This is a genomic window from Streptomyces sp. NPDC048659, from assembly GCF_040650575.1.
In the GTDB taxonomy this organism is placed as follows: Bacteria; Actinomycetota; Actinomycetes; order Streptomycetales; family Streptomycetaceae; genus Streptomyces.
In genome coordinates this window covers 1-17,648 of the sequence record NZ_JBEZHM010000099.1, presented here as the reverse complement: position 1 = coordinate 17,648, position 17,648 = coordinate 1, and the positions used below count along the sequence as shown (strand labels likewise).

23 protein-coding genes are annotated in these 17,648 nt (G+C 70.2%); 19 read left to right on the top strand and 4 right to left on the bottom strand.

Annotation, left to right across the window (positions count from 1 at the left end; translation table 11 throughout):
* The first annotated feature begins 1,324 nt into the window (after positions 1 to 1,324).
* Complete coding sequence (locus AB0C99_RS37930; RefSeq protein ID WP_362484803.1) at positions 1,325 to 1,594, top strand: hypothetical protein; 270 nt, start codon at positions 1,325 to 1,327, stop codon at positions 1,592 to 1,594.
* A gap of 53 nt (positions 1,595 to 1,647) precedes the next feature.
* Here the strand turns inward: AB0C99_RS37930 and AB0C99_RS37925 are convergent, their stop codons facing one another.
* Positions 1,648 to 2,328, bottom strand: coding sequence for a hypothetical protein (locus AB0C99_RS37925; RefSeq protein WP_362484802.1), 681 nt, complete (start codon positions 2,326 to 2,328; stop codon positions 1,648 to 1,650).
* A gap of 355 nt (positions 2,329 to 2,683) precedes the next feature.
* On the opposite strand from AB0C99_RS37925, the gene AB0C99_RS37920 reads away from it, so the two are divergent.
* Positions 2,684 to 3,310: a hypothetical protein gene (locus AB0C99_RS37920; RefSeq protein ID WP_362484800.1), complete on the top strand. Its 627-nt coding sequence runs from the start codon at positions 2,684 to 2,686 to the stop codon at positions 3,308 to 3,310.
* Positions 3,307 to 3,609: a hypothetical protein gene (locus AB0C99_RS37915; RefSeq protein ID WP_362484798.1), complete on the top strand. Its 303-nt coding sequence runs from the start codon at positions 3,307 to 3,309 to the stop codon at positions 3,607 to 3,609. The genes AB0C99_RS37920 and AB0C99_RS37915 overlap by 4 nt, the downstream gene beginning before the upstream one ends.
* 170 nt (positions 3,610 to 3,779) lie before the next feature.
* Here the strand turns inward: AB0C99_RS37915 and AB0C99_RS37910 are convergent, their stop codons facing one another.
* The 3 genes from AB0C99_RS37910 to AB0C99_RS37900 form a co-directional block, all read right to left on the bottom strand.
* Complete coding sequence (locus tag AB0C99_RS37910) at positions 3,780 to 4,454, bottom strand: helix-turn-helix transcriptional regulator (RefSeq protein ID WP_362484796.1); 675 nt, start codon at positions 4,452 to 4,454, stop codon at positions 3,780 to 3,782.
* Positions 4,447 to 7,803: a DUF927 domain-containing protein gene (locus AB0C99_RS37905; RefSeq protein ID WP_362484794.1), complete on the bottom strand. Its 3,357-nt coding sequence runs from the start codon at positions 7,801 to 7,803 to the stop codon at positions 4,447 to 4,449. Before AB0C99_RS37905 ends, AB0C99_RS37910 begins: the two co-directional genes overlap by 8 nt.
* 230 nt (positions 7,804 to 8,033) lie before the next feature.
* Positions 8,034 to 8,699 (bottom strand): GntR family transcriptional regulator, encoded by a 666-nt coding sequence (locus AB0C99_RS37900; RefSeq protein ID WP_362484792.1) that lies wholly within the window; start codon positions 8,697 to 8,699, stop codon positions 8,034 to 8,036.
* A gap of 270 nt (positions 8,700 to 8,969) precedes the next feature.
* On the opposite strand from AB0C99_RS37900, the gene AB0C99_RS37895 reads away from it, so the two are divergent.
* From AB0C99_RS37895 to AB0C99_RS37820, 16 genes are all read left to right on the top strand, one after another.
* Positions 8,970 to 9,341 carry a hypothetical protein gene (locus tag AB0C99_RS37895; protein ID WP_362484790.1) on the top strand — a complete coding sequence of 124 codons (372 nt, stop codon included), beginning with the start codon at positions 8,970 to 8,972 and terminating at the stop codon, positions 9,339 to 9,341.
* Entirely contained in the window at positions 9,338 to 9,478 is a 141-nt protein-coding gene (locus AB0C99_RS37890; RefSeq protein WP_362484788.1) for a hypothetical protein, read from the top strand. Before AB0C99_RS37895 ends, AB0C99_RS37890 begins: the two co-directional genes overlap by 4 nt.
* Positions 9,475 to 9,690, top strand: coding sequence for a hypothetical protein (locus AB0C99_RS37885; protein WP_362484786.1), 216 nt, complete (start codon positions 9,475 to 9,477; stop codon positions 9,688 to 9,690). The genes AB0C99_RS37890 and AB0C99_RS37885 overlap by 4 nt, the downstream gene beginning before the upstream one ends.
* 1 nt (position 9,691) lies before the next feature.
* Positions 9,692 to 9,892 carry a hypothetical protein gene (locus tag AB0C99_RS37880; RefSeq protein WP_362484785.1) on the top strand — a complete coding sequence of 67 codons (201 nt, stop codon included), beginning with the start codon at positions 9,692 to 9,694 and terminating at the stop codon, positions 9,890 to 9,892.
* A gap of 2 nt (positions 9,893 to 9,894) precedes the next feature.
* Positions 9,895 to 10,206: a hypothetical protein gene (locus AB0C99_RS37875; RefSeq protein WP_362484783.1), complete on the top strand. Its 312-nt coding sequence runs from the start codon at positions 9,895 to 9,897 to the stop codon at positions 10,204 to 10,206.
* On the top strand, positions 10,206 to 10,394 hold the full coding sequence (locus AB0C99_RS37870; RefSeq protein WP_362484782.1) for a pRL2-8: 189 nt from the start codon (positions 10,206 to 10,208) through the stop codon (positions 10,392 to 10,394). The genes AB0C99_RS37875 and AB0C99_RS37870 overlap by 1 nt, the downstream gene beginning before the upstream one ends.
* Before the next feature lie 58 nt (positions 10,395 to 10,452).
* A complete protein-coding gene (locus AB0C99_RS37865; RefSeq protein WP_362484780.1) occupies positions 10,453 to 10,821 on the top strand; it encodes an RRQRL motif-containing zinc-binding protein in 369 nt (122 codons plus the stop codon).
* Between the two features lie 13 nt (positions 10,822 to 10,834).
* Positions 10,835 to 12,064: a hypothetical protein gene (locus AB0C99_RS37860; RefSeq protein ID WP_362484779.1), complete on the top strand. Its 1,230-nt coding sequence runs from the start codon at positions 10,835 to 10,837 to the stop codon at positions 12,062 to 12,064.
* Between the two features lie 180 nt (positions 12,065 to 12,244).
* Positions 12,245 to 12,574: a hypothetical protein gene (locus AB0C99_RS37855; RefSeq protein WP_362484777.1), complete on the top strand. Its 330-nt coding sequence runs from the start codon at positions 12,245 to 12,247 to the stop codon at positions 12,572 to 12,574.
* Positions 12,575 to 12,780: 206 nt separating this feature from the next.
* Positions 12,781 to 14,709, top strand: coding sequence for a pRL2-11 (locus AB0C99_RS37850; RefSeq protein ID WP_362484775.1), 1,929 nt, complete (start codon positions 12,781 to 12,783; stop codon positions 14,707 to 14,709).
* 119 nt (positions 14,710 to 14,828) lie between these two features.
* Positions 14,829 to 15,026: a hypothetical protein gene (locus tag AB0C99_RS37845; RefSeq protein ID WP_362484773.1), complete on the top strand. Its 198-nt coding sequence runs from the start codon at positions 14,829 to 14,831 to the stop codon at positions 15,024 to 15,026.
* The gene (locus AB0C99_RS37840) at positions 15,023 to 15,436 is read left to right on the top strand and encodes a hypothetical protein (RefSeq protein WP_362484772.1); all 414 of its coding nucleotides are present in this window, start codon (positions 15,023 to 15,025) and stop codon (positions 15,434 to 15,436) included. The genes AB0C99_RS37845 and AB0C99_RS37840 overlap by 4 nt, the downstream gene beginning before the upstream one ends.
* Before the next feature lie 171 nt (positions 15,437 to 15,607).
* Positions 15,608 to 16,042 carry a Pycsar system effector family protein gene (locus AB0C99_RS37835; protein WP_362484770.1) on the top strand — a complete coding sequence of 145 codons (435 nt, stop codon included), beginning with the start codon at positions 15,608 to 15,610 and terminating at the stop codon, positions 16,040 to 16,042.
* Positions 16,043 to 16,203: 161 nt separating this feature from the next.
* The gene (locus tag AB0C99_RS37830; protein WP_362484768.1) at positions 16,204 to 16,650 is read left to right on the top strand and encodes a protein kilB; all 447 of its coding nucleotides are present in this window, start codon (positions 16,204 to 16,206) and stop codon (positions 16,648 to 16,650) included.
* A gap of 92 nt (positions 16,651 to 16,742) precedes the next feature.
* On the top strand, positions 16,743 to 16,937 hold the full coding sequence (locus AB0C99_RS37825) for a hypothetical protein (RefSeq protein WP_362484766.1): 195 nt from the start codon (positions 16,743 to 16,745) through the stop codon (positions 16,935 to 16,937).
* Complete coding sequence (locus AB0C99_RS37820; RefSeq protein WP_362484764.1) at positions 16,934 to 17,326, top strand: hypothetical protein; 393 nt, start codon at positions 16,934 to 16,936, stop codon at positions 17,324 to 17,326. The genes AB0C99_RS37825 and AB0C99_RS37820 overlap by 4 nt, the downstream gene beginning before the upstream one ends.
* The last annotated feature ends 322 nt before the right edge of the window (positions 17,327 to 17,648 follow it).

Sequence of the window (17,648 nt, the reverse complement as noted above, 5' to 3'; positions counted from 1 at the left end):
CCGGGTCGAGCGCATCCCGTACGAGCTGTGCGTGCTCGTCTCGCTGCGGGACGCGCTGCGGCGCCGGGAGATCTGGGTGCCCGTGTCGGGGTACCTGCCTTCGGCTGGTGGTGCCGCCGAAGGCGGCAATCTCACGGGTTGTGACCGCTTGCGGTCACGGGGGTGCCCGAGGGGGCTTGCCCTCTCGGGGCTCGGTGGCGCTTTGCGCCGCCGAGCCGTCGCCCCGCTGGGGGAAGGGGCGGGAGAGTCCGAGAGGGCGCAGCCCTTTCGGGAGTCAAAGCCGCAGTTGAGAGCCCACGGAAGGTACTGAAGTCGCTGAGGTTCAGTGACCTCCTGGTGGTCAGTGGTGTCAGTGTCTTCCGTGGGTGAGTGGTTCCTGGTCCTGGTGGCCGGGGGGTGCCGCGGGCTGGCTCCGGCTGCCGGTTCTGTTTGCGGAGCGTTACTAGACCAATTTGGGTCGGTCGGGTGCTCGGCCGAGACGATGGGTGGGCGAGCGGAGCGAGAGTGCCGGGCTTGGCCGTATCGCGGCAGCAGGTGCTCCCCGCCGGCCGAGGCCGGGCCCGGGTGGTCGCCTGACGCGCCCGCATCCGGGACGGCGTGGGTATGGCGCTGGGCCGAGGGCGGCCCGCCAGACGGCGAATCAAGATCACCAACGGGCCCACCCCTCCCTGCCAGCCGGGGCAGTCACAACGATGATGGCCGCGCTCGGCGGACGGCTGGCCACGTATACCGCTCAGAGATGCCGCTCCCTCGGCGTCTGGCGGTCAGGGGGCGGGAGAGCCCGAGAGTGCGCCGCCCTCTCGGGAGTGCTCGCCGCAGGCTGCTGACTGCCCCAGGTTCGTTGCGTATATAGCTTGTTCGGCGGGAAAAACTGAACCAACTGAACCAAACGATCTTCAGCAAGCCTGTGACCTGCGCAAACAGGCTTCTCGGGCCTGGTTCAGTTCGGATCGGGAACTGAACCAGGCAGCGGAGAACTGAACCAGGCCCCCGAACGAACTGAACCAGCAACGCTCTGACCTGCGGAAACGCCCAGCGTCGCCCTGGTTCACTTCCGGGAGAGAACTGAACCAGCCCGGGGGCGAACTGAACCACCGCGCAGAGGCAGGGGAGACGGGCTCAGGGCTCATAGACTCGCGGCAGGGCTGTGACCTGGGGAAACGGGCTGGGAGGCTCACAGGGGTGTCAGGAAGGGGGGCTGGTTCACTTCCTCGCCAGCAACTGAACCAGCCCGGGCACGAACTGAACCAGCGGCCCGTAGAACTGAACCAGCTCGCTGCGAACTGAACCAGGGCCGGGTCGTTGACCGGGTATGGACGTGACGATGCTGTCTGCGGTGACGGGTGTGATGGTGGCGTGGGTGCGCTGTGCGCTGTGCTGCGGGGTGGGCCGGGTCACTCTGGGATCAGGCCCGATGGCGCCGTTGTTGGAGGACGGGCGGCGGCACGTGGAACAGGCTCACCCGGGTGAGGCCGCGGTGCGGGTGCTGACGCTGGTGACGGAGGACGCAGGCATCTTCCGTGGCCCGGATCCGAGGCCGGCGCCCGAGGAGTGGGTGAGGATGCTGAACGAGCGGCTTGTCTCGGACTTCTGAGGGTGGAACAGGGCAGCCCCCGGCCTGTGTGCCGGGGGCTGCCCTGTGTGTGCTCAGGAGCTGCTGGGCGGGGCGGGGTGGACCTCGGTCCACTCGCGGGGGAAGAACGGGCTGGGGTTGCCGGGGGTGTCCTCGTAGCCGGGGTCGGTCCGGTAGAACCGCATGATGGGCATGTACTCGGTGGTGTCGGGTGCGGGCTGGTCGGCGTGGACGTGGCCGTGGACGGAGTAGGAGCGGCCGACGAGGGTGACGTCCTGGCCGAGGAGGTAGCTCCAGTCGGTGCCGAGGGGGTACGTCGGCAGGCCGAGCGCGCAGTAGGGCGGGTTGTGGCGGCGGTGGTCGCCGATGCCGTCGCGGTAGGCCAGGCCGCACTTCCAGCACCGGGTGTAGCCCTCGGTCCGCTGGTGGTCGCTCTGGCAGTCGGGGCAGTCGTCCTGGTGCTGGGTGTGGTCGAGGTGGGGGTCGTGGTCGTCGCTGGGGCCGTAGGAGAGGTCGTCTTCGTAGCAGTAGCAGGCGTCGCAGCTCGTGCAGCGGCGGCAGCCCGCGCAGGTCGCGCGGCGGTGGTGGCCGCAGACGGCGACGTCGTCGTGGGCGGTCCCGGTCCAGTCGGAGCGGAGGGGGCCCGAGGCGGGGTCGTTGTCGAGGTTCTCGTCGCGGAGGGCGGTGGTGTACTTGCGGCCCTCGCGGGCGGCCTGGCGGGCCCGGCGGGCGGCTGTGTTCTGGTGCTTCGGCATGAGTACTCCGGGTGCCGGCGGTGCCACGCTCACGGCCGGACGGTACGTCAGGGCCGATGCTGGGTGTGTTCTTCGCGGGTCCCGGGGGACCTTGACCGATGTGTGCCTCGTTCGGCGTGGGCGACGGGGCTTCGGTGACCGGCGGTACGCGTCTGGCCGGGTGTCCAGGGTAGAGGGGCGGGCCCCTTGGCGGGTGGTCCTTGGGTACTACGCGGTGGGCTCACTGCTGTGCACGGGAGTACAAACGCGTCCACTCGCTTTGGTGCAGTGGAGTACTGCATCCAGTACATCACGGGGATCCAGTAGCGTACGGGGCATGGTGTACCGATGGGCTCTGGTGAGCCAGAAACCCGGTGTGGGGAAGAGCACGAGCGGCATCTTCCTGGCCCAGGCGCTGTACGAGCAGGGCGACGACCCGATGCTCATCGATGCGGACAAGGGCAAGACCTGCCTGGACTGGGACGAGATGGCGGGTGGGATGCCGTACCCGGTCGTCAGCAAGCCGGTGAAGGACCTGCACCGCACCCTGCCGGAGATTACGAGGGGACGCGGCTCGGTCGTCATCGACGTCCCCCAGGTCGAGGACCACGAGCGGATCGCCAAGGGCGCGCTGCTCTTCGCGGACCTGTGGGTCCTGCCGATCGCGCCGAGCCCGGTGGAGGTCCGTCGGCTCTTCCGCGACGCGGTCTTCGGTGACTTCCTCGAGGACATGCAGGAGGCCCGGCAGGATGCGGGCCGCCAGCCGGCAGGGGTGGTGTTCCTCCTGACCCGGACGAACACGAACCGGGCGACGAAGGCCGGCCCGGACCGGGACTGCCGTGACGAGCTGGCGAACCACGGCTTCGCGACGTTGGACGCGCAGATCATGTTCCACGACGACATGTACCGCCAGTCCGGCGGCGCCCGCGTGAGGGCGCTTGGCACCGCGTACGAGCGGGCCGCCAAGGAACTGAAGGACCGCACCCCCGGAGATGCACGATGAGCACGAAGCGCCGCAACCGTTACGCCCAGGCAGGCAGCCAGGAGCCGGCCGCGCCGAGGACCACCGAGGCCGCGAAGAAGATCCGCACCGAACCCATCCGCGTCACGCTGGATCTGTCGCCCACTCAGCACCGCGCGCTCAAGCGCTGGTGCAACCAGGCAGCCGCGGACCACGACCTCTCCCAGGTCCCTCTGGCCCGGGTCTTGCGTGTCCTGGGCGAGGAGCTGGTGGCTGACGAGGAGCTCTCAGAGAGGGTGGGCAAGCGCTTGGTGGAGATGGCGGCGGAGGACGCGGCCTAGTGTCACGCTCGGGGTGTCACGCTGTCACACTCGCTTCTACACCCGGGGTTTGCCCAGGTCAGAGGGGAAAACGGGCGTGACAGTGTGACTGCGTGACACCCCAGCGGCCACGGCTCAGCAGAGCGGCCCCGTACCGGGAAAGGGTACGGGGCCGCTCTGCTGAGCCGTGGTCAGTCCTCCAGGATGTCGCCGGGGCGGAGGCTCTCGACGTCGGAGATGTACCGGCCGTCGGCGTCGCCGACGTCGCCCAGGGGGTCGCTGATCCCGTCGAACGAGAGCTCGTCCACGCTGATGATCTCGAAGTCGCTGGTGCCGAAGTAGTGGTCGGCCAGGCCGTCCTCCATCTTCTTGATGGCGGCCTCCTGCCCGCCCTCCACGAACGCCTGGCGGACCTCGTCCATGAACCCGCTGGGCATGTGCCGGCCGAAAAGGATCAGCCGGTCGCGCTCGTCCTGGGAGACCCGGATCGTCCCGGACAGGAAGGCGCCGCCGGTGACCCGTGCGTCGCGGCTGCGGGTTCCGATCCGTTTGGTGGAGGAGTCCATCTCCGCGCGGTCCTTCGCCGAGACCAGCCGGGTCATGGCCTCCCGCTCGGCCCGGTCCAGCTTGTCCATCGACTTCGCGGACGGCTTGCTCTTGCCGCTCAGCCACGACTTCAGGGTGCGGCGGGTGACCCCGGCGGCGGCGGCGGTCTTCTCCTCGTCGCCGCGGTTGCGCTTGGAGAGCCAGCCGAGCCGCTCGGCCACGGGCTTCTTCGCGATCCGCTCGTGGCCCCCGGACGCGCGGCCGGTCAGCTTCTCCATCAGGGCACCGGCCCACGTCGTCTGCTGTGTCTTCTTAGCCACGGGTCTCCTCCCACTCCTTCGTGGTCATCGCGGTCTTGGGGCGGAACTGACCCAGGCCGGGCAGCTCGCCTTCGGTGGCGAGCTTGAGGCCGGCGGGGACGGCGGCGCGGGGGTCGGGGTCGGCGGTCGGGTAGACGACCTCGTCGGTGTCCACGGCGGCCGGGTAGCGCGGGGTCTCGACGGTGCCGAGGACTCCGGCGCTGCGGTAGACCTTGCGCAGGATGCCGGTCCAGGCCGCGTCGCGGACGGCGTAGCCCCAGTCGGGTCGCCGCAGGACCCACTGGTCGTCGTTGCGGAGCTTGCCGTGCAGGGTCCGGTACGTGGCTTTGAGGGCGTCGCGGACGGCGACTTCGTCGGCGTCGGCGGGGCTGGCCTCCACGGCCTTGAGGGCGTCGCGGAGCTGGCCGGTGAAGGCCCGGAACCCCTCGAACCCGACCGCGTCGGCGATCCACGCCTCGGCGATCTCCGGGTTGATCCCGGTCTCCACGTACAGCTTGACGACGGCGGTGGTCACCCACACGTACTTGCCGGGCTCGACCTCGTGCACTGGGGCGGGGACGAGAGGGTGGGGCCACTCGGGGACCCGGATGAGCCACAGTCCGGCCTGCTTCTCGTCGAACACCGGGTCCTTCACGTGGACCAGCTCGGCGCCGGCGACGATGGCCTGGCTGTAGGCGGGCAGGTAGTTCTTCACCGCGTCGTACCCGGCGAGGAACCCCATCGCCCGCTCTTGGTCGGTCAGGACCCTGGACCAGGAGTCGGCGGCGGCCCAGGTCGGCCAGGCGGAGGAGTCGGGCACCCACTTGATGAATGTCTTGGACGTCTGTTCCAGGAGGCCGCGCAGGGCCCAGACGGCGGTGTTGGCGGCGGTTCCGGTGAAGGCCCAGCCGGTCAGCTCGGCGTACCGGGAGAGGCGGAGAGCGAGCTCGGCGGCTGTGGCGGTGTCGCCCTTGGGGCCCATGGGGAACTCGCTGGGCTTGAGCCAGCCCGCCACGGTCAGCCGGATGTGCCCGTTGCGCTCCGGGTGCTCGATCGACGTCGTCGGCTGGACGCGGGGACGCTGGCCGGGCTTGCGGGGCTGGTGCCACCCGGCCTCGACCAGCGGTCCGAATGCCTCGTGCCAGGGCTTGGTGTGGCGGGGGCGGTCGCCGAGGAGTCCGTAGCGGGCCTGGACGTCGGTGTCGAAGACCAGGGTGGTGTGGCGTCCTCCGGTCTCGTCGGCGACGAGGGCGACCAGCTCGGGCAGGCTCGTGGTGGCGGGCTCCGGGATGGGGGTGAAGGCTCCGGTGGCGGGGTCGAACAGGCCGCCGCTGGTCACCGCGCGGACGTCGGTGCGGGTGGGCTTGGGCCGGGCGGTGTGCGGGGCCCGGGCCGGAGGGACCGATCCGGTAGGCGGAGCGGTGTCGGGGGCGGGCGGAGCGGTCGCCGTCGCGGGCGGAACGGCCTCGGCTGCGACCGGAGCAGTGGTCTCCGTGGGTGCAGTGCTTGCAGTGCTTGCAGTGCTTGCAGTGGCGGGAGTGGGCGGAATGATGTCGGTCGGGGTGCCGTCAGGCCGGAGGCTGAACGGAGCCGGGGGCATCGGGGCCAGGTCCTCATCCAGGGTGGCCGGGCTCGGCCCGACCTTCGGCGGAGTGGGCTGGTCCTCGTCGGAGGGCTGGCGGAAGACGTAGCAGGCGACCCGGCCGTGCCGCTGGCCCAGGTTCACACGCTGGGTCAGGCCCTTGCGGGACTCGTGCTCTTCGGGGACCAGGACGCCGGTGTCGCGCAGGTCGCGCAGGCCGATCCGAGGGCTGACGATCCCGGCTGCCTCGGCGAGCGGCTTGAGCTTGTTCGCGAAGACGGCGATCCGCCGCTCGATGCCGCTGGGCAGTTCCTCGGAGTACCGGACCCCGATGATGTTGCGCATCGGGGCCTCGGGGATCTCGGTCGGGTCGGTGAACAGGGAGCGGGTGGGGAACGATCCGGGCTCCGAGGCCATGGCCTCCATGATGGCGCCGAGGAGCTTCTCGCTCGGCTCCATCGCCAGGTCGGCGGCCTCGGCGACCAGGTCGGTCAGGGCGGCCAGGGCGGCTTTGAGGGCCGAGGGCCGCAGGGTGTCGGTGCCGACGAGGTCGTCCAGGATCGCGGCGCCGGCGACTGCGGTGGCCAGGACGGCGGAGATCCGCCGGGGCAGCCCGTCCATGGTCTCGGTGCCCAGGTCTCGTTCGGCCTGGGCGATGTGAGCCCATGCCTTCTCCACGGTCATGTCGTCCAGGAGCCAGCGGAACGGCCATCCGGCCGCCTGCTGGGACAGCAGCACGATCTTGTCCGAGGTGGGCCCGGAGTCGGTCAGGGGGCCCTTCAATTCGATGACCCGGGCGTTCAGGCCGCCGTTGTCGGTGGCCAGGTCGAGGATCGAGTCGTTGCCGGTGGAGGGCATGAACCCGAACCAGGAGCCGTTGGTGTAGGTCTCGCCGGTCTCGCGGTTCGTGCGGACGCGGTCGCCGCCCTCGGTGATGTCGAAGACGAGGGTCTCGACGTCGCGGGGGGTGCGGCGGGCGGCCCTGGCGAACTCGTCGCGAGGTGCCGTCAGGCAGCCCAGCTTGAGGAGGTCGGCGGTCAGGGCGATGGGAGCCATGCCCCAGGACCGCATCACGCGCTCGGGCGGGCCGAAGAGGGCGGACACGCAGGTGATGCAGCTGGTCTTGCCGCCGGAGGTCTTGCCGCACGCGTGCCAGATCGCGGACTTGCGGCTGAACCGGCGGACGTAGAGGCCGCCGAGGCCGGCGCCGACGTACAGGGCGGCCTTCTCGCATCCGGGCCGTGACAGCAGCTCGATGATCCGGGGCCACTTCTCGCGGGCCTCTTCCTCGGTGCCGACCGTGACCCCGTAGCCGTTCGGCGCCGACTTCGCGGAGGGCATGTGGAGACTGTCCTTGCTCCACCCCGGGATGGCCTCCATCCACGGGGCGTCCGTGGCGACGGCGAGGATCGCCGTGCCCACGGCCTTGATGACCCGGTCGTCAAGGGAGAGCGGGACGCCGAGCCGTGAGGCCCAGGTCCCGCGCTGGATGTCCCGGCGGCTGCACAGGACGCTCAGCGCTGAGGCCGGGTCCATCGTCACCCGGTACAGGTGGTCGGAGGGGTCGCCCTGGCCGTCGCGCTTGATGATGACCTCGGTCACGTACGGCAGCGGGGCCAGCATCGCCCAGTGGGCGCCGTCTCCCCGGCCGCGGAGCTTGTACGCGCCCCGCGTCAGACCGTTCGCGCCGATCGAGTACCGCCACTCGTCCGGTACCGCGATCTCGGGCCCCGGGCGCTGCGCGAGCGGGCTCCGGGTCTTCTCCTTCTGCTGTGGCTCAGTCGCCACGTGGGCCTCTCTCTGATCTCTCAGCAGGCCCGCCGTCCAGTGATCAAGCCGGGGGTAGGGAGATTTCTCCCCACCCCTGCTCTACACTCGGCAGCAGACCTATGGCTTGGTCACCGAGAGCTCCAGGTGGGTTCGGGTGCTGGTAACACTCGAAGCAGTCCCGCCTAGGAGCTCTCGGTTTTTTGCGATCTTGTTTATTGGCGTGAAGCCTACGCCTGTTTAGACGTGGGTCAGGCGAGGCTCAGAGGCACACCAGGACGGTAGACACCCTCACCGACCCCGAGGACCTTGTCCTCCTCGGCGTAGATGTTTCGGACGACGACGAGAGCGTAGGGGCCGTCCTCCGGGGCCAGGTCGAGGTCGGTGATGTCCTCCTCGGTGGCGATGCGGGCGTCGAGCTCTTTCTTGGTTACGGTGAGCGTCTTGCCGGACCGGTCCTCGTAAACGGCCTGCCAGGTCGGGTCGCAGGCGGCAGGCTCCAGAATTTCCGGCACGACCTCGGCCACGTCCAGGTGGACCCAGGACTGTGATGCCTGAAGGATCAGGTCGCCACGGTTGACCGTCCGAACCCGGTTGACGCACTCGCCCTCGCCCAGCTGCTCGGCGACCCAGGCCGGGGGCGTCACGCGGGTGCTGCTCTTGTGGTGGATGGTTTCGCCCACCTGGACAATTCCCTTGATTCGCTGGGGGCCGGCGATGACCTTGCGGCGATCGGCCACGAAGACGCCCTTCCCTTGCTGGGAGATGACGTAGCCCTCGGCCTTGAGGACGCCGATCGCGCGGTACACGGCGTTCTCGCTCAGGTTGAACTGATGAGCCAGCGCCTGAGTGGGCGGCAGCTTGTTGCCCGCTACCAGCGTGCCGCTGTCGATCCTGGCCTTGATGTAGGCGGTCATGCCCGCCACGGTTCCCGGCATTCCAACCCCTCCTCGGTACTTCCTATGGGATGTGCTTGACGATACCGGATCGATGCCCTAACTTCCTACAGGAAGCGGCTTCCTATGGGAAGTTGTTTCGGACTCGCCTCAACACAAGGCGAGCCCGACCGGACTCTCGCCAAAGACTCCCGGTCGGGCTCTTCGATCCGTGGAGGGATCGTGTCTCAATCGTATGACCTGGGCTGTTTGTCCAGGCTTCGGGTGTCTATGACGGCGCCCACAGTCTTCATGGCCGGGTCTGAGGGCCTGGCGATCATCGACACCATCGCCGTCGAGCGGGCCGTGCGCGGTCAGCGCGCCGGTGCCCGGCTGACCGACGACGAGGCCCGCTACGCGGCGGGTCTCCTCTTCGAGGCGGGGTACGGCTGGAGCGTCGTCGCCCCGATGGTCGGCGTCGGCGCCGCGACCATCGCGGCCTGGTTCCCCGCCAAGGTCGGCACGGTCCGGTCGCAGCCGGTGGTGTGCGGGACGACCCGGGGCTACCGGGCCCACCTGCGGCGGGGCGAGAGCTGCGAGAAGTGCCGGCGGGCGAACAGCGCGGCGGACTACGCCTACCGCCGCAACGGCGCCTACGCGAGCGGGTCGGGGGCGGCGGCATGAGCGAGTACGACCCCGCCGCCGAGACCGCCGCGGCCGAGGCCCTGGCCCGCGCGGCCGAGGCCGCCGCCGCCGCTGAGGCCGCCAGCCAGGCCGCCGCCGCCCTGCGCGAGCAGCTCGCCGCCGGGGGTGCCCGATGAGCGACATGTCGTGGTTCACCCCGGCCCGGGAGACCTCCGGCGACGACCTGGACCGCACGGACCGCCTCATCGCCGCCGCCGACATCGCGTTCGACGCGGCCGTGCCCGGCGCCGACCCGGCCTTCGAGTCCGTCGTGGTGGACGGCCTCCTGAGCAGGCTCGCCGCCGTCTACCCGCCCGCCGGCCACACCTACCCGAAGAAGGACCGCTGACATGGGCCTCTTCCGCGAGACGCGGCACGACGACCGCAACCGCACCCGTGAGCTGATGGCTTGCCTCGGCGCGAGTCTCACCCCGCCCGACGAGGGAGTCGACCCCGCCAAGGAGCAGTTCGAGCAGGTCGTCGGCCGTGCTCTGTACGCCAACGACTCCGCCAACCCGCCCGCCGGCCACCGCTACCCGAAGAGGGGCTGACCATGGCGAACACCCGCAAGTGGGACCAGGCCATCCGGACCGCCGAGGCCAAGCTGAAGGGCGTTCAGGCCCGCGAGTCGTGGGCCCTGCCGGTCCGTGACCAGGGGGCGCTGGCCCGCCACATGGGCGCCGTCGTCGTCAAGGCGACCAAGCTCAAGAGCTCGGCCCGGGCCGAGGCCGCGGTCGAGACGATCTGGACCACCGCCGCCCAGCGCCTCCAGGCCGACATCCGGGCGGCCGAGGCGGAGAAGGCGGCGGCCCTCCAGGCCGAGGCCACCGCGAAGGCGGAGCGCAAGGCGAAGGGGTGGTGGTGATGGCCAGCCGCCAGGCCCTCAACCCCCCGCCCGGCGAGTGCCGGCAGTGCTGGCTCCACGCCTACGACAGCCGCGAGCAGCACAAGGGGCTCGGCCCGCGCGAGGACTGCCCCGGGTGCGTCGAGCACATGCGGAGCGGCTGCCCGCCGCACCTGGTCGTGCCCAAGAAGCCCTCGATGTGGTGGTGACCGTGTTCACCCGCCGGGGACGGTGCCCGTCCCCGGCCTCCAGGAAGGAGGCACCGCGGTGAAGCTGTACGACCCGACCGGCACTCTGCACGGCGTCCCGACCTACCCGCGCCGCCTGGCTCCCGAGGGCCTGGCCACCCGCCGCCAGCTCCGGGCCCAGGGCCTGCGTCCCGGCGGTCAGCCGGTGGCCGCCGAGGTCCGCTGGTACGGCCGCCGCACCGGCGGCATCCGCCCGGTCCGCCGCGCCTTCCTCTACTCCATCGCCCAGGCCGCCCCGGTGCGGCCGATGACCCCGGCCCGCTGGCGGGCGCACGCCGCCATGATGCGCGCCCGCCGGACCTGTCCGCTCTGCCGCCGAGAGTGCGGCTACGTGATCCCGACTTCCCTCGGCTCGTGCGTCCCCTGCGCCGACGCACCCGCCTCCTGAAAGGACCCTGCCCATGCTGCGCTTCAAGCAGATGACTCAGCCGGTGACCAGCGACGTCACCCGCGACGGCAAGACCCACCGCATCACCAAGCAGGTCTCCAAGCTGGTCCCGGTCGCCCCGAGGAACTGGGATGTGATCGGCCTCAAGGTCGCCGGCGGGGTCGTGCTGGCCCTGACCGCCGTGGCGATTGTGTGGTCCACGGTCTCCATCGGCGACCTTCTTAAGGGCGGCCCCGGATACGCCGCCGCTGCCCTGTTCGACGCGGCCTGGATCACCTGCATCATCCTGGAGGTCCTGGCCCGGTACGACCGGAAGAAGCGGACCTGGGCCCGGAGCTTCGGCATCGTCCTGGTGGTCCTGACCGCCGGCGCCATTTTCTGGCACGGCTTCAAGGCCGACGACATCGCGCTCGCCGTGGTCGGGGCCGCGGTCTCGGTGGTTGCCAAGGTGCTGTGGGTCGCCGTCCTCAAGCACATCGACCGCGACCTGGACGCCGAGGACGCGGCCTGGCTGGAGGCCGAGACCTCCAAGGCCGCGCTCGTCCTGGCCCGCGCCCAGGTGCAGCGTCAGGTCGCCCGTGCGGAGGGCCTGGTCCTGGGTGAGCTCCTGGCGATCGAGCACCAGCACCGCCAGACCGCCGAGGCGCTGGGCATGACCCGCGCGGAGTTCCAGGAGCTCCGGGTCCGTGCCCTGGGCGCCGCCGAGGCTGCCCCGCTCGCCGCGCTCCAGACGGCGGGCAAGCCCACTGAGGGCACTGCACTGACGGAGAGCACTGCACACACTGCGATCAGTGTCAGCCGTGCCCCCGAGGGCACGATCGGGCAGAACTCGGGCACGGAGAATTCGCAGGTCACGACGGGTGCCGTGCCCGCTCTTGCCCTGGTGAAGCCCGTCCCGCTGGACCTGGGCAAGAGCCCCGCCGACCTGGGCAAGCCCCAGCCCGCCGCCCCGGTGCCCGTGCCCGCCTCGGTTGCCCAGGCCCCCGCTGGGCTTGCCCGTACCGCCAGCGGTGGCGCGGGCAAGCCTTCGGGCAATACCCCTCCCGCCACGATCGCCGAGGCGGTCCGTCAGGCCGTCAAGGGCGGCACCACCGACACCGACGCCATCGCCGCCCATGTCATGACCGCCCTGCCCGACGCCAACCGCTACAGCGTCAGGCGGGAGATCACCCGCCAGCGGCCCGAGATCGACAAGGCCCGCGCCGCCGCCGAGGAGACGGCCGGCACCGGCCATTACCTCTGACCGGCTGAACCCCGCCCCTGAACGCGGAAAACCCCGCCGGAAGGGGCGGGGCGGGGGGAGTGGCTGAGTCCTCAGATCCTCCTACGTGCGGTTCAGTCTCAGCCTAATCCCGCTGTCAAGCACAACACCCGCCCGACACACCCGGCCTGACCGGCCATGAGACACCACCAGGAGACCGAGATGACCGACCGCCAGACCTTCACCGCCCGCGCGCAGGCCGCCCTGGACCGGGCCGAGCAGCTGGTCGAGAAGACCAACACCTCCCCGCACTACAGCATGACCGACCGCCAGCTCGACCAGGTCGCCCGCGACCGCCAGGAGGCGGGCCTCCTCATCCAGGCCGCCGCCGTCTGGGCTCAGCTCGCCGCCGCCTCCCCGCTCCTCGGCTTGGGCGCCCGCAGCGGGAAGGCCGCCGCCGGACAGGCCGTCATGGACCGGGCCGGGACCCCCGAGGACAGCGACGTGCTCCTGGTCGACCGCTCCGGCGGGCGGGGCGGCCCGATCGCCTGAAAAAAGTCGGGGCCGACTGTCACACGGGCCCTGTCCGGAACCACCTGTAGCAAGTGCCAGGACCGTCCGAGGTAGCAGCCGGACGGCCCTTCCCCGGCCCGTCCGCCCCGTAGCAGGAGGCGGACGGGCCCTCCGGGGGCCGGGTAGCAGCCGGTCCCCGGGTGACCCCGCACAGCCCCGCAGAGAGCCTCAGAGGAGTCCCCCCGATGTTCGCACCGACCACCGCGGCCGGCACCCGCCCTCCCCGGAAACCGACCGACTGGCGAAAGATCGCCCGCCGCGCGGCCTTCGTCTGGCGCGCGGTCTCCGGCGACACGCTCGACGGACGGCCCCGCACCGATCGCACCTGGACCCACCGGGGCACCCCGCTCACCTCGAAGCGGGACGACGGCCGGATGCCCCACTCCTGGGACTACCTGACCCGCCTGGAGGTGGCGGGCCTGCGTGCGTTCGGCGGCCTGGTCCTGGGCGGGACCGGCTACGCGGCCGTTGTGGAGCCCGCCGAGACCCTGCACAGCCTCCAGCTCTCCGGTACCGGCGCCGCAGCCGCAGCGGCCTCCTGGGCCGGTTTCCGGGGCATGGACGGGATGGTCACGTGGAAGCACCGCAAGGAGTGGATCTGGCCCCTGCACGTCGTGCTCCGGGGCCTGCTGGGGCTGCCGGAGGGCGTGAAGCCGTCCGACTACCTCAAGGTCCCCGCCGACTACGCAGAGCGGGCCGGGGACGTCGTCCGTGTCGAGCTGCCCGGCACCTGGGCGCCCGGCTCGGACGCCAGCGCCGTCGTCCAGGCTGTCACCAGCAAGCTCGCTCTCCAGGATGTGAAGGCCACCGTGCGGCTCAAGGGCGGCAAGCACCACATCACCTTCACCCAGGCGCCCCGGGCCCCGCAGCGTGTCATGTACTCCGATCCCGAGGTCGCCGAGCGGGTGCGCAAGGCGCCGGCCTCGGCGCCTTTCCTCGGCCTGTCTCACCGTGACGTCGCGGTCTCCATCGACCTGGACGACGAGAGCCCGCACATCATGTTCTCCGCCGCACCCGGCGGCGGAAAGTCCGTACTGGCAAAGGCATTCGCGGCCCAGGTTCTCCACCACGGCGGAATCGCATTCCTCATCGACTTCAAGCGGACTTCCCACAAATGGGCTTATGGGCTCAAGAATTTGATGTACATCCGCAGCGAAGAAGACGCCCATTTCCTTCTGCTGGCCCTGGCCCACGAGGGAAACCGCCGCATGGCCATCGCCGAGGAGAACGTCCACCGCGAATTGCGCGGCGAACTTCCCCTTCCCATGGGCCCGCGCATCCTCCTGATCCTCGAAGAGGCCAACACCCTCCGGAAGCGGCTGACGAAGTACTGGGCGAGGAACAAACCGGAAGGCGTCAAGGGCAACGAGTCCCCCGCCGTGGAGGCGCTCGGAGAGTTCCTGTTCATGGGCCGCTCGCAGCTTATGCACGCACTCCTCATCGGACAGTCCCTCACCGCTCAGACTGTCGGCGGTCCCGAAATGCGAGAGGCATTCACCGCGCGAATTCTCGCCCGCTACACGCAGAATGCATGGCGAATGCTGGTTCCCGAGGTGTCGCCTATTCCGAAGGCGTCCCGCCATTCCGGCCGCGTCCAGATCGTCCTGGCGGGCCAGGCCCACGAGACCCAGGTCGTCTTCATGACCGACGAGGAGGCGAAGGAGCACGCGACCTCCGGAACGGTCACCCGCGTCCCCTCCATCGAGCAGCTCATGCGGGGCACCGACACAACGAACAGCGGACACAGCGGGGTGACCCACCAGGGAGAACAGGCTGTGTCCGACACATCAGAGCGCCCGCTGAAGGCGGTCCCCGCCCCTGACCTGGACGGACCCGCGGACCAGGCCGAGGCCGACCCGATCAGCCTCTCCGAGGCCGCCCGCACGGTCTGCGCCGGTGTGGCCGGCCCCGCCCAGCCGGGCATCGGAACATCGCAGGAAAAGCGCGACCTGATGGCCCTGCGAAATGCCCGATCCCGAGACAAGCAGTTCCCCGACCACGTCGCGCTCAGGGGCAAGGAGAAGCTCTACGAGCCCACCGAGCTTGAGCGCTGGGCCCGCAATCGAATCAAGGCATCCCTGGAATCCGAGGCCGCCGACACCGGCACCGAGTGACGTAAACCGGCGGGAATCCATAAAGGATTTCCGCCGGTTTAAGAAAGGCAAGAGGAACCGTGAAAAAGTTCATGAGAAGGCGAATCCAGAGATGCCGAGGGATTCTGCACAAGCTGAAAATGACGGGATTCTCCGCCGATGCCGCCATCGACTGCGAATGGACCGGCGACAAGGTCACCATCCGAGACGTACAGGAAAAGGCCCGACAGTTCTTCAATCTTGAGCTGACCAACGAGGAAGCAGCCTCGGCCCTCGCCACCCGACTCGAAAAACGCGGATACCCCGTACACCCCGAGACCAGGAGCCCGGACGCATGAGCCCCGCCGAACTCACCCTCGTGAAAACCCTCCCGGAGCCGACTGAGGAATCCGCCCAGGAGCAGACCACCGAAAAGGCTCCCCTGCCGACCCGGCTGGCCATCGCCGCCGGTGCCGCCGCCGGGACCGGCGCCGGCCTCCTCGTCCTCAACATCGCGGCCGGAGTGCTCTGGCAGATCCACCAGCTCCACCTGTGGACCTGGCTCCTGATCGCCGTCTACGCGCTCCTGGGCGGCGCCGCCGTCCGCCTCATCAAGGAGCGGGAGAAGGCCCTCAAGGCCGTCACCTTGCAGTGGGCCCAGTACCGCGCGTGGGCCACTGACGACCTCCCCGACCGCATCGAGTCCGCCACCGCCACCGCCCGCACAGTCCGCGGCTGGGTCTGGCAGACCAAGGACGACACCGCCTGACAAGCCCCCTACGAGGCCAGCACGTCCGGTCCGGCCCCCTCGGGCCCGGGAGCCGCATTCGGGCCTCACAGGGCCGTACAGCAGCCTCCACGAGGCCGCCGCCGTAACCCACTGAATGCACTGCATCCACTGATCTCACTGGAAGTCAGTGCCAGACAAGGAGAAGAAACCATGACCGCCACCCTGGACGAGGCCCTCGCCTACACCGCCGCCGACCTGACCCGCACCGACACCAAGGCGGGCTTACTGCTCACCCTGGACGGACTCCTCGTCGCCGCCCTCGGGATCGCGGGCACCAACCTCAGCGGCCTCGGCCTGGCCGCCGCCGTCATCGGCGCCACCGCCCTGATCGCCAGCGTCATCCTGGCGCTCCTCGTCATCCGGCCCAGGCTCACAAGCCGGGGGCCGGCCGACCGGGGCGGCTACATCTACCTCGCCCAGGCCGACCCCGCCGACCTCGCCGAGGCCCTGGCCGGAGACCACCGCCTCACCCGCCTCCAGACCCTGGCCCGCATCGCCCTGCGCAAGATGCAGCTGCTCCGCATCGCGGGCGACACGGCCCTCGTCGCGGTCGTCGCCATCGCCGCCGCGATCCTCATGCGCTGACCTCACGGAAGGCACTGTGTCCACTGAGCTTCAGTGGTGCAGTGCCTTCCGTGGGTTTTGGCCTGCGGAAAGATCTTGGACAAGGAGCTTGTACGGAAGTCCGTACAAGCCCTACAGTCTTCCATGTACGAAGTTCCGTACAAACCCCGGAGGAGACCACCATGCTCGCCACCATCGTCGCCATCCTCGGCACCCTCCTCGGCGCCATCGTCACCGGCACCATCCAGCACATCAGCCAGCGCGCCACCCGCCGCTCCGACGCCGCCGCTGCCCGCACCGCCGAGGGCCTCACTGCCCTCACCGACCTCGTCACCGCACTGTCCGACCACCGCCGCGCCATGTGGGTCCGCGAAGACCTCCGCCTCCGCGGCGAGGACTGGACCGACGCCCGCACCGAGAGCCACCGCACCCGCTCCGCCATCACCGCCCCGCTCCTGCGCGTCCAGCTCCTCCTCCCCGCCCTCGCCCCCGCCGCGCGCCAGGCCGCCGAGACCACCTACACCCTCCGCGGAGCCATCGCCAGCGACGTCCTCGCCACCGCCCGCGACAACGCGATCCGCTCCACCGACGAGCTGATCGCAGCCGCCGGCCGCGCGCTCGCCGCCTAACCCAGACAGCAGCCCCGATGGTCGCAGGCCGGGTCCGACTCCCGGCCGGGGCACTAGCCGCCACCCAGGGCGGCCCAACCAAGGAGAACACCATGGGCTTCTTCAAGCGGAACGCCGAGAGCATCGTGTCCGACGTCGAGAAGGGCACCGAGGAGAGCATCGGCAGGGCCTCCAAGACCTACCTCTACGCTGTGATGGAGGGCAGCGGCACCACCGGCGAGAACGCCGCCGCCATCACCGACGCCATCACCACCGCCCGCAACGACCGCAAGAAGAAGGACAAGTGACGCCAGACCAGACCCACGACATCACCATCAGCCTGACCCAGGACCAGGCCCAAGCGCTCGGACCCGAAGCCGAGGCCATGGCCACCTGGCTCCACTCCGCTCTCACCGCCATGGCCAGGCTCCGCACCGGCCCCGCCGGCACCGACCTGGACCCCGCCGACCTCACCCAGCCGCTCACAGACCTCCACACCCAACTGCTCCCCCGGCTCGAAGGCATCCGCGACTCCCTCATCCGCACGCACGCCACCGCCGGCGGGACGGTGCAGAGCCTGGCCACCACCCTGAACACCCCCCGGAGCAGCGCCCAGTACCGCCGCGAGACCCTGACGAAGGCTCAGCCCACCGAGTGGGAAAGCTGGGCGACAGGTGACACCGAACACGATCACTGAGAACGGCCCCGCCAAGTGCCCCCTCTCCGGAGGGGGCACTTCGGTTTTCCCCACCCTTGCGCCCGCAGCAAAATTGGTCTACCTTCTTGAGCGCTACGCAGAGTGCCGAAGGCAGGATGCGTAACCTCATCACCACTGACCACACTGCCTCCACTGATCCCCAGTGATCCACTCATCCCAGTATGTTCCGTGGCACTTGACCAGGCAAAACAGAGCGACAGGGAGAGCCCGGCGCAGGAGCGGCACCGGCCGCCCGTCCTGCCTCTGGTGTCGGCCCCGGTGCGGATCGCCGACGCGGAGACCGTGCGGCTGCTGCGGCCCG

Bases quoted from the DNA above. Each gene is read 5' to 3' on its own strand.
- AB0C99_RS37855 (WP_362484777.1), top strand. From the start codon at position 12,245: ATGACCGACCGCCAGACCTTCACCGCCCGCGCGCAGGCCGCCCTGGAC.
- AB0C99_RS37900 (WP_362484792.1), bottom strand. From the start codon at position 8,699: ATGACCGCCTACATCAAGGCCAGGATCGACAGCGGCACGCTGGTAGCG.
- AB0C99_RS37835 (WP_362484770.1), top strand. From the start codon at position 15,608: ATGACCGCCACCCTGGACGAGGCCCTCGCCTACACCGCCGCCGACCTG.
- AB0C99_RS37885 (WP_362484786.1), top strand. From the start codon at position 9,475: ATGAGCGACATGTCGTGGTTCACCCCGGCCCGGGAGACCTCCGGCGAC.
- AB0C99_RS37890 (WP_362484788.1), top strand. From the start codon at position 9,338: ATGAGCGAGTACGACCCCGCCGCCGAGACCGCCGCGGCCGAGGCCCTG.
- AB0C99_RS37930 (WP_362484803.1), top strand. From the start codon at position 1,325: ATGCTGTCTGCGGTGACGGGTGTGATGGTGGCGTGGGTGCGCTGTGCG.
- AB0C99_RS37830 (WP_362484768.1), top strand. From the start codon at position 16,204: ATGCTCGCCACCATCGTCGCCATCCTCGGCACCCTCCTCGGCGCCATC.
- AB0C99_RS37845 (WP_362484773.1), top strand. From the start codon at position 14,829: ATGACGGGATTCTCCGCCGATGCCGCCATCGACTGCGAATGGACCGGC.
- AB0C99_RS37850 (WP_362484775.1), top strand. From the start codon at position 12,781: ATGTTCGCACCGACCACCGCGGCCGGCACCCGCCCTCCCCGGAAACCG.
- AB0C99_RS37860 (WP_362484779.1), top strand. From the start codon at position 10,835: ATGCTGCGCTTCAAGCAGATGACTCAGCCGGTGACCAGCGACGTCACC.
- AB0C99_RS37825 (WP_362484766.1), top strand. From the start codon at position 16,743: ATGGGCTTCTTCAAGCGGAACGCCGAGAGCATCGTGTCCGACGTCGAG.
- AB0C99_RS37895 (WP_362484790.1), top strand. From the start codon at position 8,970: ATGGCCGGGTCTGAGGGCCTGGCGATCATCGACACCATCGCCGTCGAG.
- AB0C99_RS37875 (WP_362484783.1), top strand. From the start codon at position 9,895: ATGGCGAACACCCGCAAGTGGGACCAGGCCATCCGGACCGCCGAGGCC.
- AB0C99_RS37880 (WP_362484785.1), top strand. From the start codon at position 9,692: ATGGGCCTCTTCCGCGAGACGCGGCACGACGACCGCAACCGCACCCGT.
- AB0C99_RS37870 (WP_362484782.1), top strand. From the start codon at position 10,206: ATGGCCAGCCGCCAGGCCCTCAACCCCCCGCCCGGCGAGTGCCGGCAG.
- AB0C99_RS37915 (WP_362484798.1), top strand. From the start codon at position 3,307: ATGAGCACGAAGCGCCGCAACCGTTACGCCCAGGCAGGCAGCCAGGAG.
- AB0C99_RS37840 (WP_362484772.1), top strand. From the start codon at position 15,023: ATGAGCCCCGCCGAACTCACCCTCGTGAAAACCCTCCCGGAGCCGACT.
- AB0C99_RS37925 (WP_362484802.1), bottom strand. From the start codon at position 2,328: ATGCCGAAGCACCAGAACACAGCCGCCCGCCGGGCCCGCCAGGCCGCC.